This is a genomic window from Pseudomonas sp. 2995-3 (assembly GCF_002742565.1).
Taxonomy (GTDB): Bacteria; Pseudomonadota; Gammaproteobacteria; order Pseudomonadales; family Pseudomonadaceae; genus Aquipseudomonas; species Aquipseudomonas edaphica.
On sequence record NZ_LJSB01000315.1, the window covers coordinates 53,819 to 65,696 of the forward strand.

Genomic DNA, 11,878 nt, shown 5'->3' on the forward strand with positions numbered 1-11,878 from the left:
CTTGCAGCTTGCTGCTTAGGGCTTGACGCTGACCTTGGAGAAATCCTGGCGCCCAAACGGGCTCACCTGGTAGCCGTCAACATTCTTGCGCGTCAGGGCGAATGCGGTGGGGTGTGCCAATGGCAGCCACAATGCCTGCTGCTGAATCTGAGCCTGGGCCTGTTGGTACAACTTGCTGCGCACGCCTTGTTCACTGGTGGTCTTGCCGGCGCTGATCAGCTTGTCCAGGGCCGGGTCGCAGTAGCGGGCAAAGTTGGTGCCGGATTTTACCGCAGCGCATGAGAACTGCGGGGTTAGGAAGTTATCCGGGTCGCCGTTGTCGCCGGCCCAGCCCATGAACAGCAGGTCATGTTCGCCGGCTTTGGCGCGGCGGATCAGTTCGCCCCATTCAATTACGCGAATCTCGGCCTGGATGCCGACTTTGGCCAGGTCCGCTTGCAGCAACTGGGCACCGAGGTTGGGGTTGGGGTTCAGCAGGCTGCCAGTGGGGCGAGTCCAGATTGTGGTCTTGAAGCCGTTCTTGAGTCCGGCGCGCTCCAGCAGCGTCTTGGCCTTGGCGATGTTCTGTGGATAACCTGGCAAGTCCTTGGCGTAACTCCAGGTATTGGGTGGGTAAATGCCATTGGCTGCTTCGGCGGTGCCTTCAAATACGGCCTTGAGGTAGCTGTCTTTGTCGAAGGCCAGGTTGATTGCCTGGCGCACTTCGGGCTTGTCCAGCGGCGGGTGCTGGCTGTTGATCGCGACGAATGCGGTCATGAAGGCCGGGGTTTTTTCTACTTTGAGTGCAGGATCTTTCTCGGCTTCACTCACATCCAGTGGCTTGGGCGACAGGGCGATCTGGCATTCATCGCGATGCAGCTTTTGCAGGCGCACGTTGGCATCCGGGGTGATGGCGAAGATCAAGTTATCCACAGCCGGTTTGCCGGCAAAGTAATCCGGGTTGGCTTTATAGCGGACCACGGCATCCTTCTGGAACCGTACAAACACGAACGGGCCGGTGCCGATTGGCTGGCTGTTGAGTTTTTCAGGCGTGCCGGCCTTGAGCAGTTTGTCGGCGTATTCGGCCGGGTAGATCGAGGCAAAACCCATGCTCAAGGCGGCGAGGAAGGTGGAGTCGGCGTGATCCAGGGTGAAGCGTACGGTTAATGGGTCGAGAGCATCGATCTTCTTGACCAATGCGGGCAGTTGCAGCGACTGCGCATGGGGGAAGCCGCTCTGGGCGATCTTGTGCCATGGGTTGGCCGGGTCGAGCATGCGTTCAAAGCTGAAGCGCACGTCTTCGGCGGTCAGGGTGCGGCTTGGATTGAAATACTCGGTGCGGTGGAACTTCACGTTCGGGTGCAGTTTGAAGGTGTAGGTCAGACCATCGGGCGACACTTGCCAGCTGTCCGCCAGGCTCGGCACCAGCTTGCCGGCCGTGGCGTCGTAGTCCACCAGGCGGTTCATCAGCACGTCGGCCGAGGCGTTGGTGGTGGTCAGCGAGTTGTACTGCACCACATCGAACCCTTCGGGGCTGGCCTCGGTGCAAACGCTCAGATTGGTGGCGGCAGAGGCCAGCGGCGCGATAAATAGAGGGGCGAGCAATAGCGGTAGGGCAGCGAGGCGCATATTCGGTTTCCTTTGCAAATCGAAGGCCCATCTGCGAGTGCAGTCTGGAAAAAGCCTACCGTAGTGGTCTGATTGATAAATGACTAGCCCATTTTTGCCTGTGCTTTTGGCGCAAATGCTGTTTTGATGGCGCCTCAGCGCGTTTCGCCTTGTACTTTTGTGTGCCGGCGAGCGCGGTAAATCATTCTGTGCGACGAGTGGTCGGCTGTTACAGCGGCCCCTCCTGGCAACGGTTCGGGCGTCTATTGCCAAGATTTACGCCGGTAAAAACACACGGGCTGTTGTTGCATTGGGGTCTTTCTGGTATAAAGCAGCGCTCTTTTCTAGGGGCCCGGTTCCTTCACTGTAGGTGTAGCCGGTAAGACCCTTAAAGAAACGCGGCGCCTGGCGCCAAATGACTGAGAGATTAAGCGGCCAACCCATGCCGGGTTGGGCATGTGGTTTTAGAGGGCTGAGGCATGTCGAGAGTCTGTCAAGTTACCGGTAAGGGTCCGGTGACTGGGAATAACATTTCCCACGCAAATAACAAAACCCGTCGTCGTTTCCTGCCGAACCTGCAGCATCACCGCTTCTGGGTTGAAGAAGAGAAACGTTTTGTTCGCCTGCGTGTATCTGCCAAAGGCATGCGTATCATCGACAAGCGTGGCATCACTGTCGTGCTGGCCGAAATCCGCGCCGCTGGCAAGATTTAAGGAGCTTTATCATGCGTGAATTGATTCGAATGATCTCTAGCGCCGGTACTGGTCACTTCTACACTACCGACAAGAACAAGCGTACTACCCCGGACAAGCTCGAAAAGAAAATGTTCGACCCGCGCGTTCGCAAGCACGTGATCTACAAAGAAGGCAAAATCAAGTAATTGATTTTCTTCCTTGTGAAAAAAAGCCCGTCTCTCACGAGACGGGTTTTTTTTTGCCTGAAATGTGCTGATCAGGCTTTCTGCTCGAACACCACGTAGATCTTGCGGCACGGCTCCAGCACTTCCCAGGTGCCGCTGAACCCGGCAGGAATCACGAAACGGTCGCCGGCACGCAAGGTCTTGGCATTGCCATCGGCATCACGCAGTACCGAAACCCCCTGCACAATCTCGCAATACTCATGCTCGCTGTAATTGACCTTCCACTGCCCGACTTCACCTTCCCACACGCCGGCGTTCATCTGGCCGCACGGGCTGTTGTAGTGGTTATAAATCGTCTGCTCGGGGTCGCCCTTGAGGATTTTTTCGGCGGCCGGGCGGTAGCGGTCCGGGGTGGTGTTGGCTTGGCTGAAGTCGACGATATCCTGGATGCTCATGTGCGTGTCCCGTCTGGCCTGCGGTTGGAGAGCCCAAAGTCTATGTTTATTAAAATGAACATCGCAAGGGCGTTTACCGCCGTTATGTCAAATATATTGAAACACCCCCAGCCGCTGGTTTAGGGTGGCAGCTGCCTTGAGCCGAACAGCAGGCTGGCCGGGCAAGAATTCTTTGAGGCTGCCGGGGGACATCACCTGGCCCTTGTATTCAATAAGAGGAGGACACTCGCATGACCACCCTGACCCGTGCCGATTGGGAACAACGCGCCAAGGATCTGAAGATCGAAGGCCGCGCCTACATCAATGGTGAGTACACCGCTGCTGTTTCCGGTGACACGTTCGAATGCATCAGCCCGGTCGATGGCCGTTTGCTGGCTACCGTTGCCAGCTGCGACGCCGCCGACGCCCAGCGCGCTGTCGAGAACGCCCGCGCTACGTTCAATTCTGGTGTCTGGTCGCGCCTGGCGCCGGCCAAACGCAAAGCCGTCATGATCCGTTTCGCCGCGCTGCTCAACGCCAATGCCGAAGAACTGGCGCTGCTCGAAACCCTGGACATGGGCAAGCCGATTTCCGACTCCCTGGGAATTGACGTGCCTGGCGCCGCCAACGCCCTTAGCTGGAGCGGCGAGGCGATCGACAAGATCTACGACGAAGTCGCCGCCACCCCGCACAACCAGTTGGGTCTGGTGACCCGCGAGCCGGTCGGCGTAGTGGGCGCCATCGTGCCGTGGAACTTCCCACTGATGATGGCCTGCTGGAAACTCGGCCCTGCGCTGTCCACCGGTAACTCGGTGATCCTCAAGCCGTCCGAAAAATCCCCACTGACTGCCATCCGCATCGCGGCCCTGGCCGTTGAGGCCGGCATCCCTAAAGGCGTGTTGAACGTGCTGCCGGGCTACGGCCACACCGTCGGCAACGCGCTGGCGCTGCACATGGACGTCGACACCCTGGTGTTTACCGGTTCCACGAAAATCGCCAAGCAACTGTTGATCCGCTCCGGCGAGTCGAACATGAAGCGTGTATGGCTGGAAGCGGGCGGCAAGAGCCCGAATATCGTGTTTGCTGATGCGCCGGACCTGCAAGCCGCCGCCGAATCTGCCGCGGGCGCTATCGCCTTCAACCAGGGCGAGGTCTGCACCGCCGGTTCGCGCCTGCTGGTCGAGCGCTCCATCAAGGATAAATTCCTGCCGCTGGTGATCGAGGCTCTCAAGGGCTGGAAGCCAGGCAACCCGCTGGACCCGGCGACCAACGTCGGTGCCCTGGTGGACACCCAGCAGATGAATAACGTGCTGTCGTACATCGAAGCTGGCCATGCCGACGGCGCCAAGCTGGTGGCGGGCGGCAAGCGCACCCTGCAAGAAACTGGTGGCACCTATGTGGAGCCGACGATTTTCGACGGCGTGACCAACGCCATGAAGATCGCCCAGGAAGAAATCTTCGGCCCAGTGCTGTCGGTTATCACATTCGACAGCGCCGAAGAGGCGGTCGCTATTGCCAACGACACCATTTATGGCCTGGCCGCAGCCGTGTGGACCGCTGATATCTCCAAGGCACACCTGACTGCCAAGGCCTTGCGCGCCGGTAGCGTGTGGGTCAATCAATACGACGGCGGCGACATGACCGCACCCTTTGGTGGTTTCAAACAGTCGGGTAACGGTCGCGACAAGTCGCTGCACGCGTTCGACAAGTACACCGAGCTGAAATCGACCTGGATCAAGCTGTAAGCAACACCGCAGGTCAAATGTGGGAGCCGGTTTGTGTGGGAGCTGGCTTGCCTGCGATAGCATCAACTCGGTGTAACAGATAAACCGAGGTGTCTGCATCGCGGGCAAGCCCGGCTCCCACACAAGCCCGCTCCCACACTGTTTTGTGTGATCTTGATAATTATCCACAGGAGCGTGGAAATGCGTTGGGCGACTTATTTCGCCGTGCTGGCCTCTGTCCTCAGTGTCGGCCTGGCCCTGGGCGTCAGCATGCCGCTGGTGTCCCTGCGTCTCGAAGGCTGGGGTTATGGCAGCTTCGCCATTGGCGTGATGGCCGCCATGCCGGCTTTTGGCGTACTGCTCGGCGCGAAGGTCTCCAGCCGGCTGGCCTCGTGGCTGGGCACTGCCAACCTGATGCGGCTGTGCCTGTGGGCCGGTGCCATCTCCATCGGCTTGCTGGCAATACTACCCAGCTACCCGGTGTGGCTGGTGCTGCGGCTGATGATCGGGGTGATCCTGACCATTGTGTTTATCCTGGGTGAAAGCTGGATCAACCAGTTGGTGGTCGAGCAATGGCGTGGCCGCCTGGTGGCGCTGTACGGTTGCAGCTATGCCTTGAGCCAATTGTCGGGCCCGTTGCTGCTGGGCGTACTGGGCACTGACCATGACTATGGCTTCTGGGTGGGCGTTGGCTTGTTGGTGGTCGCGCCGCTGTTGCTGCTGGGGCGTTCCGGTGCCCCAACCGCCGAGTCCTTCAGCGTGACGTTCAGTGATCTGTGGCGTTTCTGCCTGACGCTGCCGGCAATTGCCTGGGCGGTCGCCTTGTTCGCCGCGTTCGAGGCGATGATTCTGACGCTGCTGCCGGTGTATTGCCTGCAGCAGGGTTTCACCGCCGAGATTGCCTTGGCCATGGTCAGCACCGTGGTGGTCGGTGATGCGCTGTTGCAATTGCCCATTGGCGCTTTGGCCGATTACTTGCCACGGCGCACCTTGTTCTTGAGCTGCGCGGTGTTGTTGCTGGCCTCAAGCCTGGCGATTCCTTTGCTATTGCATACGCAGTTGATCTGGCCGGTGTGGGTGATCTTTGGCGCGAGTGCCGGTGGGTTGTTCACCTTGTCGCTGATCCTGATCGGTGAGCGTTATCGCGACGATGCGCTGGTGCGTGCCAATGCTCACGTAGCGCAGCTGTGGGGCATCGGTTGCCTGATCGGGCCTCTGGTAGCGGGCGCGGGCAGCCAATGGATCAGCGGGCATGCGCTGCCGCTGTTGATGGCGGCCGGGGCGCTGGGGCTGGTGGTGTTGCTACTGCGCCAGGGCGCATTCGGCGCCGCACAGCCTGCCTAAGCATTTGAAATGCAATCAACTGTGGGAGCTGGCTTGCCTGCGATAGCGGTGTGTCAGCTTGCCCAAATGGCGCCTGATACTCCGCTATCGCGGGCAAGCCCGGCTCCCACAGTTGACCCTGTTGTTCTTACAGCATGCGCTCCAGGCCAACACTGGTGGCGAACCACGCATTAAACCTGCGCCACCAACTGCCCGGCTCCCGTGTCAGTGTGTGCAATTGGCCGTTATCCTCGGTCACCCACACCACCTGGCCATTCTGCAGTTTCGCCTCATAGCTCAACGCTGGCGCCATGCCTTGCAGCGCCAGGTTGCGCACGTGTTCCGCCAGTTCGGGGCTGTCTACCAGCACCCCGACTTCGGTGTTCCACAGCACCGAGCGCGGGTCGAAGTTGAACGAGCCGATAAACGACTTTTGCCGATCAAAGATCATCGCCTTGCTGTGCAGGCTGGAGTCCGAGCCGTGGAAGGCGCCTCGGCGAAACAGGTGTGGGCCACTGCCACCGCCCGCATCGCCCGGTTGGCGGCGCAGCTCATAGAGTTTCACGCCGTGTTCCAGCAACGCCTTGCGATAGGGCGCGTAGCCGCCGTGTACGGCAGGCACGTCGGTGGCTTCGAGGGAGTTGGTCAGCAGGCTGACTGACACGCCCGCATCGGCGCGCCCGGTCAGGTACACCAGCCCGGGTTGCCCCGGCACGAAATACGCCGAAATCATCATCAGCTCATGGCTGACGCCTTCCAGCTCCGGCGCCAGCTGAGTGGTTAGCAGTAAGCGTGGATCGGGGTCAGCCTTGGCCAGCACCTTGCTCGGCGCATCCCACAACGCCTGGTTCCAGGCCCAGATCAGCTCGCGGCGCCAGATGTCCATGCGCGGTTGTGTCTGGTAAGTGCGCAAGCGGTTATAGAGGGCGTGGTTCTGCTGGCGCGACTCAGCCAACGAGTCTTGCAGGCGTGCGCGTGCGGCGTTCAGGTCACCCTTGGACGGGGTGCTTGAGACGAAGTCGTCAATGGGCTTGCTCAGCGCGCTGTTCCAGTACTGATCAAAGCTGTGCCCGAGCTGCTCGGCCACCGGGCCGACGCTGAGCATGTCGATATCGGTGAAGTTGAGATTGGGCTCGGCATCGAAATACTCGTCGCCCAGGTTGCGCCCGCCGACAATGGCCACGCTGTTATCCGCCAGCCACAGCTTGTTGTGCATGCGCCGGTGTTGCAGCGACAGGTTGAACAGCCGGCCCATCGCCCGTGTCACGCCGGTGCTGCGGCCCAGGTGCAGCGGGTTGAACAGGCGAATCTGGATCTGCGGGTGGGCGGCGAGGGTGGCGATAACCTGATCGAGGCCGTCGCTGGTGGTGTCGTCCAGCAAGATACGGATGCGCACACCACGGTCGGCGGCCTTGAGCAGTTCATCCACGAGCATGCGCGTGCTGATGCCGTCGTGCACGATGTAGTACTGCAGGTCGAGGCTGCTCTGAGCATTGCGGATCAGTTCGGCACGGGCCATGAAGGCTTCGCTGCTGTTGGGCAACAGGCGAAAGCCCGAACGACCTTGGTACGGCGCCGCCTGGGCCTGGATCGAGCGCCCGAACGAGGATTGCGCCGCAGGCAGGGCGTCGCTGGGGATGCGCGGTGCATCGACCGTGGCGCAGCCACTCAGCGTCAGGGCGCCCAGCAGTAAAAACGGTAAAAGCCGTCGAATCATCAAAGGCACTGCTTCCAGGTCAGGGCGGTTGTGGGATATGACGGCAGATTGCGGGGAAAGGTCAGTCGGTCACCTCGGCAAGCATCTTCATCGCGGCGGCCCCGACCTTGCGCACTGCCTCTTCGATCTGCGGCGTTGGCTTGGCAGCGTAGTTCATGCGCAGGCAATTACGGTATTTGCCGGAGGCGGAAAAGATGCTGCCCACCGCCACCTGTACGCCTTGTTCCACCAGCACACGGTTAAGCTTCAAGGTATCAAAGCCTTCCGGCAGCTCGATCCATAGCATGAAGCTACCTTGGGGCCGGCTGGCACGGGTGCCGGCGGGGAAATAACGGCTGACCCAATCGAGCATCAAGTCGCGATTGCGCTGGTATTGGGTGCGCATCCGCCGCAAATGCGGCTCGAAGTGACCGTTTTTGAGGAACTCGGCTATGGCGATCTGCGGTTGCGTCGCTGTGGAACCGGTGCTGATGTATTTCATGTGCAACACCCGCTCAAGATAGCGCCCTGGCGCTACCCAGCCGATGCGCAGGCCGGGCGCCAGGGTTTTCGAGAACGAGCTGCACAGCAGCACACGGCCATCTTCGTCGAAAGATTTGATCGTGCGCGGACGCGGGTAGCTGTAGGCCAATTCGCCGTACACGTCGTCTTCAATAATCGCCACGTCAAAGCGCTGGGCCAGGGTCAGCAGTGCGCGTTTGCGTGCCTCGGGCATGATGTAACCCAGCGGGTTATTGCAGTTGGGGGTCAGCTGGATGACCTTGATCGGCCACTGTTCCAGTGCCAGCTCCAGTGCTTCGAGGCTGATGCCGGTGATGGGGTCGGTGGGGATTTCCAGGGCCTTCATGCCCAGACCTTTGAGGGTTTGCATCGCGCCGTGAAAGCTTGGCGAGTCGACCGCAACAATATCGCCAGGCTCGCAAATCGCGTGAATGCTGGCGGACAGCGCCTCATGGCAGCCGGTGGTGATGACGATATCTTCGGCAGTCAGCTGGCAGCCTGAATCCAGAGACAGTCGGGCGATCTGCTCACGCAATTCCATACAGCCAAGGATATTGTCGTAATACAGCCCCGGCAGGTCCTGGCGGCGGCTCACGCGGGCCAGGCTGCGCAGCAGGGGCTTCATGGTCGGCGACAATACATCGGGCATGCCACGGCCCATCTGTATGACGTCTTTGCGCGGCACGGCGCGAATCAGCTCCAGCACCTGGTCCCACTGCGAGATTTCCACCGGACGCTGTGCCGGACGGCCGATTTCCGGCAGCGCCGGCAACTCGCGTCCGACCGGCACAAAGTAGCCCGACTTGGGCTTTGGCATTGCCAGGCCGTTGTCTTCGAGCAAGCGATAGGCTTGTTGCACGGTGCTCAGGCTCACCCCGTGTTCCACACTCAAGGCCCGCACGGACGGCAAACGATCGCCGGGGCGATAGAAGCCCTGCTCGATGCGCGTGCCCAGTAATTCGGCGAGGTTGACGTAGAGGGTCATGGTGATCGCTCCGAGGGACCAGTACAGATAGGCGCAAAATACAGGATTCAGCCCTTCATGGGCAGTATCTGTATGGATTTAATAAGGATTGGTTGAATCTGTAATGGTTTTGCCCGCGCGCCCATCCTAGTCACTCATGGCAACAGGCAAATGAGGGGCAACACGATGAACGGCATGAGCGATGTGCGGCTGATGTTACACAGTCAGCAATTGCAGGCAGGGCAGGAGCGGGCGAAGGCGCCGCGCGATATCAGCCGCTGGCGTCTGTTCTGGCACCGCCGCTACACGCGCAAAGCCTTGCTGCACCTGACCGGTGAGCAACTGTGTGACGTCGGGTTGACTGCCGAACAGGCGCGCCAGGAAGGCATGAAGCCGTTCTGGCGCGACTGATCAGAGCAGCTCTTTGAAGCGGTGCCAGAGCATCCCCAGCGCCAACAGCGGCGAGCGCAGATGTTTGCCGCCGGGGAAGGTGATGTGCGGCACCTGGGCGAACAAATCAAAACGCCCCTGCTGTTGGCCGCTGATGGCTTCGGCCAGCAGCTTGCCTGCCAGGTGCGTGGCGTTGAGGCCATGGCCGGCGTAGGCCTGGGCGTAATACACGTTGGGCTGGTCGGCCAGCCGGCCAATCTGCGGCAGGCGGTTGGCGCCGATGCCGATCATGCCGCCCCATTGGTAGTCGATCTTCACGTCCGCCAGTTGCGGGAACACCTTGAGCATTTTGGGGCGCATATAGGCGCCGATGTCCTGCGGGTCGCGGCCGGAATAGTGGCAGGCTCCGCCGAACAGCAGGCGGCGGTCGGCGGACAGGCGGAAGTAATCCACGGTCACGCGTTGATCGCACACCGCCATGTTCTGCGGCAGCAGGCTGGCGGCCTGGGCTTCGTTCAAGGGTTCGGTGGCGATGATGTAGCTGCCGGCGGGCAGCACCTTACCGCTCAATTGCGGGTTCAGGCCGTTGAGGTAGGCGTTACAGGCCAGCACCAGGGTGTTGGCGCGCACGTTGCCATTGGCGGTGTGCACGTTGACCTCGGGGCCGTAGTCGATGCGCGTCACTTCGGACTGCTCAAACAGCTTCACGCCCAGCTGCTGCGCGGCGGCGGCTTCGCCGAGGGCCAGGTTCAGCGGGTGCAAATGGCCGGAACCCATGTCGATCATGCCGCCTACATAGCGCTCGGAGCCGATCACGCTGCTCATCTCGTTGGCTTGCAGCAGACGTACTTCATGGCGATAACCGAGGTTGCGCAGTTCTTCGGCGTCTTCGGCCAGGCCGATCAGATCGCGGGGTTTGTTGGCGAGGTCGCAGTAACCCCAGGTCAGGTCGCAGGGGATCTGATAGCGCTCGACCCGCTCGCGCACGATCTCGACGGCTTCCAGGCCCATCAGCTTCATCTGGCGCACGCCGTCGCTGCCGATCACGTTGCTGAACTGGTCCAGGCCGTGGCCGACACCGCGAATCAGCTGGCCGCCGTTGCGGCCGCTGGCGCCCCAGCCGAGCTTGCGCGCTTCCAGCAGCACCACGCTAAAGCCACGCTCGGCCAGCTCAAGCGCTGTGTTTAGGCCGGAATAGCCGCCGCCAATCACGCACACATCGGCGCGCACTTCGCCCATCAACGCCGGGTAGTCGGGCTGTGAAACGCTGCTGGCGGCGTAGTAGGAAGCGGTGTGCCGGGCGCTGGCGGTCATGGGGAGCATCCCTGTTTGGAAAATTTGACGCAGGATACAGCGGTCGGACGAAGCTGTCTGCGCAGCACGTTTTGCGTCAGAATCCACGCCTATTCGCCGTTCGGTAAGTGTTTCGATGAGTTGCAACAGCCAGAAAATCAGCGCGCTGCGCAGGCAGATACCTTCGTTCGAGTGCGTCCCCGGCTGCCACGACTGCTGTGGGCCGGTGACCACCTCACCCGAGGAAATGTCGCGCCTGCCACGCAAGACTGCCGCCGAGCAGGAGGCGGCCATGGACGAGCTGAACTGCGTGCACCTGGGGCCGAACGGCTGCACGGTGTATGACGAGCGGCCGCTGATCTGCCGGTTGTTTGGCACTACCAAGACGTTGCCGTGCCCGAATGGGCGGCGGCCGGTGGAATTGATTCACCCTAGGGTTGAGAAGCAAATTCACGAGTACATGGCGAGTACCCGGCAAGTACTGGTCTGACGGATGTACTGGATCAAAAAAATGTGGGAGCTGGCTTGCCAGCTCCCACATTTGACCGAATTGTGTCATTTGGTCAGTCGGGGATCGGCAGGTTCAGGCTCTCTTTCACCTCTTCCATCACGATATAGCTCTTGGACTCGCGCACATGCGGCAGCTTGAGCAAGATATCGCCGAGCAATTTGCGGTACGAGGCCATCTCGGAGATCCGCGCTTTCACCAGGTAGTCGAAGTCGCCTGACACCAAGTGGCACTCCAGCACATGGGGCAGCTTCAGCACGGCGCGGCGGAATTCCTCAAAGGTGTCGCCCGACTTGTAATCCAGGCTGATCTCGACAAATACCAGCAAACTCCCCTTCAAATGCTGCGGGTTGAGCCGCGCGTTGTAGCCCATGATGATCCCTTCACGCTCCAGGCGGCGCACCCGCTCGGTGCACGGTGTGGTCGACAGCCCGACCTTTTCCCCCAGCTCCGTAAACGAAATACGCCCATCGGTTTGCAGGATGCGCAGGATATTGCGGTCGATCTTGTCCAGCTCCCGCTTGGTCTGGGTGTTGGTACGCATAGGGGATACGCCTCTGTGAAAAGGGTTTTTGCCG

12 protein-coding genes are annotated in these 11,878 nt (G+C 60.6%); 6 read left to right on the forward strand and 6 right to left on the reverse strand.

Features of this window, described 5'->3' with window-relative positions; genetic code table 11:
• Positions 1-15 precede the first annotated feature (15 nt).
• Entirely contained in the window at positions 16-1,608 is a 1,593-nt protein-coding gene (locus AOA62_RS27300; protein WP_017135852.1) for an ABC transporter substrate-binding protein, read from the reverse strand.
• A 458-nt stretch (positions 1,609-2,066) separates the two neighbouring features.
• On the opposite strand from AOA62_RS27300, the gene rpmB reads away from it, so the two are divergent.
• Together rpmB and rpmG are read left to right on the forward strand one after the other, a co-directional pair.
• Complete coding sequence (gene rpmB, locus AOA62_RS27305; RefSeq protein WP_003176907.1) at positions 2,067-2,300, forward strand: 50S ribosomal protein L28; 234 nt, start codon at positions 2,067-2,069, stop codon at positions 2,298-2,300.
• Between the two features lie 11 nt (positions 2,301-2,311).
• Positions 2,312-2,467, forward strand: coding sequence for a 50S ribosomal protein L33 (gene rpmG / locus AOA62_RS27310; RefSeq protein ID WP_003176906.1), 156 nt, complete (start codon positions 2,312-2,314; stop codon positions 2,465-2,467).
• A 71-nt stretch (positions 2,468-2,538) separates the two neighbouring features.
• Here rpmG and AOA62_RS27315 read toward each other — a convergent pair whose 3' ends face one another.
• The gene (locus tag AOA62_RS27315; RefSeq protein ID WP_017135853.1) at positions 2,539-2,901 is read right to left on the reverse strand and encodes a cupin domain-containing protein; all 363 of its coding nucleotides are present in this window, start codon (positions 2,899-2,901) and stop codon (positions 2,539-2,541) included.
• A gap of 230 nt (positions 2,902-3,131) precedes the next feature.
• Between AOA62_RS27315 and AOA62_RS27320 the strand changes: the two genes are divergently transcribed.
• Positions 3,132-4,625: an aldehyde dehydrogenase gene (locus tag AOA62_RS27320; RefSeq protein WP_099550263.1), complete on the forward strand. Its 1,494-nt coding sequence runs from the start codon at positions 3,132-3,134 to the stop codon at positions 4,623-4,625.
• Positions 4,626-4,805: 180 nt separating this feature from the next.
• Positions 4,806-5,948 carry an MFS transporter gene (locus AOA62_RS27325; RefSeq protein WP_017135855.1) on the forward strand — a complete coding sequence of 381 codons (1,143 nt, stop codon included), beginning with the start codon at positions 4,806-4,808 and terminating at the stop codon, positions 5,946-5,948.
• 127 nt (positions 5,949-6,075) lie between these two features.
• Here the strand turns inward: AOA62_RS27325 and AOA62_RS27330 are convergent, their stop codons facing one another.
• Positions 6,076-7,644, reverse strand: coding sequence for a phospholipase D family protein (locus AOA62_RS27330; RefSeq protein WP_032865471.1), 1,569 nt, complete (start codon positions 7,642-7,644; stop codon positions 6,076-6,078).
• Between the two features lie 61 nt (positions 7,645-7,705).
• The gene (locus AOA62_RS27335) at positions 7,706-9,130 is read right to left on the reverse strand and encodes a PLP-dependent aminotransferase family protein (protein ID WP_099550264.1); all 1,425 of its coding nucleotides are present in this window, start codon (positions 9,128-9,130) and stop codon (positions 7,706-7,708) included.
• A gap of 165 nt (positions 9,131-9,295) precedes the next feature.
• Here AOA62_RS27335 and AOA62_RS27340 point away from each other — a divergent pair, with 165 nt between their 5' ends.
• Positions 9,296-9,520: a DUF1127 domain-containing protein gene (locus tag AOA62_RS27340; protein WP_099550265.1), complete on the forward strand. Its 225-nt coding sequence runs from the start codon at positions 9,296-9,298 to the stop codon at positions 9,518-9,520.
• Here the strand turns inward: AOA62_RS27340 and AOA62_RS27345 are convergent, their stop codons facing one another.
• A complete protein-coding gene (locus tag AOA62_RS27345) occupies positions 9,521-10,813 on the reverse strand; it encodes an FAD-binding oxidoreductase (RefSeq protein ID WP_099550266.1) in 1,293 nt (430 codons plus the stop codon).
• Positions 10,814-10,928: 115 nt separating this feature from the next.
• On the opposite strand from AOA62_RS27345, the gene AOA62_RS27350 reads away from it, so the two are divergent.
• Positions 10,929-11,282: a YkgJ family cysteine cluster protein gene (locus AOA62_RS27350; protein WP_017135860.1), complete on the forward strand. Its 354-nt coding sequence runs from the start codon at positions 10,929-10,931 to the stop codon at positions 11,280-11,282.
• A gap of 73 nt (positions 11,283-11,355) precedes the next feature.
• Here AOA62_RS27350 and AOA62_RS27355 read toward each other — a convergent pair whose 3' ends face one another.
• Positions 11,356-11,844, reverse strand: a complete 489-nt coding sequence (locus AOA62_RS27355) for an Lrp/AsnC ligand binding domain-containing protein (RefSeq protein WP_003176896.1) — start codon at positions 11,842-11,844, stop codon at positions 11,356-11,358.
• Between the last annotated feature and the right edge of the window lie 34 nt (positions 11,845-11,878).

What these genes read in the sequence shown, in the direction of transcription:
- AOA62_RS27335 (WP_099550264.1), bottom strand. Translation starts at nt 9,130, where the DNA reads ATGACCCTCTACGTCAACCTCGCCGAATTACTGGGCACGCGCATCGAG.
- AOA62_RS27340 (WP_099550265.1), top strand. Translation starts at nt 9,296, where the DNA reads ATGAACGGCATGAGCGATGTGCGGCTGATGTTACACAGTCAGCAATTG.
- AOA62_RS27350 (WP_017135860.1), top strand. Translation starts at nt 10,929, where the DNA reads ATGAGTTGCAACAGCCAGAAAATCAGCGCGCTGCGCAGGCAGATACCT.
- AOA62_RS27320 (WP_099550263.1), top strand. Translation starts at nt 3,132, where the DNA reads ATGACCACCCTGACCCGTGCCGATTGGGAACAACGCGCCAAGGATCTG.
- AOA62_RS27345 (WP_099550266.1), bottom strand. Translation starts at nt 10,813, where the DNA reads ATGACCGCCAGCGCCCGGCACACCGCTTCCTACTACGCCGCCAGCAGC.
- AOA62_RS27325 (WP_017135855.1), top strand. Translation starts at nt 4,806, where the DNA reads ATGCGTTGGGCGACTTATTTCGCCGTGCTGGCCTCTGTCCTCAGTGTC.
- AOA62_RS27300 (WP_017135852.1), bottom strand. Translation starts at nt 1,608, where the DNA reads ATGCGCCTCGCTGCCCTACCGCTATTGCTCGCCCCTCTATTTATCGCG.
- rpmG (WP_003176906.1), top strand. Translation starts at nt 2,312, where the DNA reads ATGCGTGAATTGATTCGAATGATCTCTAGCGCCGGTACTGGTCACTTC.
- AOA62_RS27330 (WP_032865471.1), bottom strand. Translation starts at nt 7,644, where the DNA reads ATGATTCGACGGCTTTTACCGTTTTTACTGCTGGGCGCCCTGACGCTG.
- AOA62_RS27355 (WP_003176896.1), bottom strand. Translation starts at nt 11,844, where the DNA reads ATGCGTACCAACACCCAGACCAAGCGGGAGCTGGACAAGATCGACCGC.
- AOA62_RS27315 (WP_017135853.1), bottom strand. Translation starts at nt 2,901, where the DNA reads ATGAGCATCCAGGATATCGTCGACTTCAGCCAAGCCAACACCACCCCG.
- rpmB (WP_003176907.1), top strand. Translation starts at nt 2,067, where the DNA reads ATGTCGAGAGTCTGTCAAGTTACCGGTAAGGGTCCGGTGACTGGGAAT.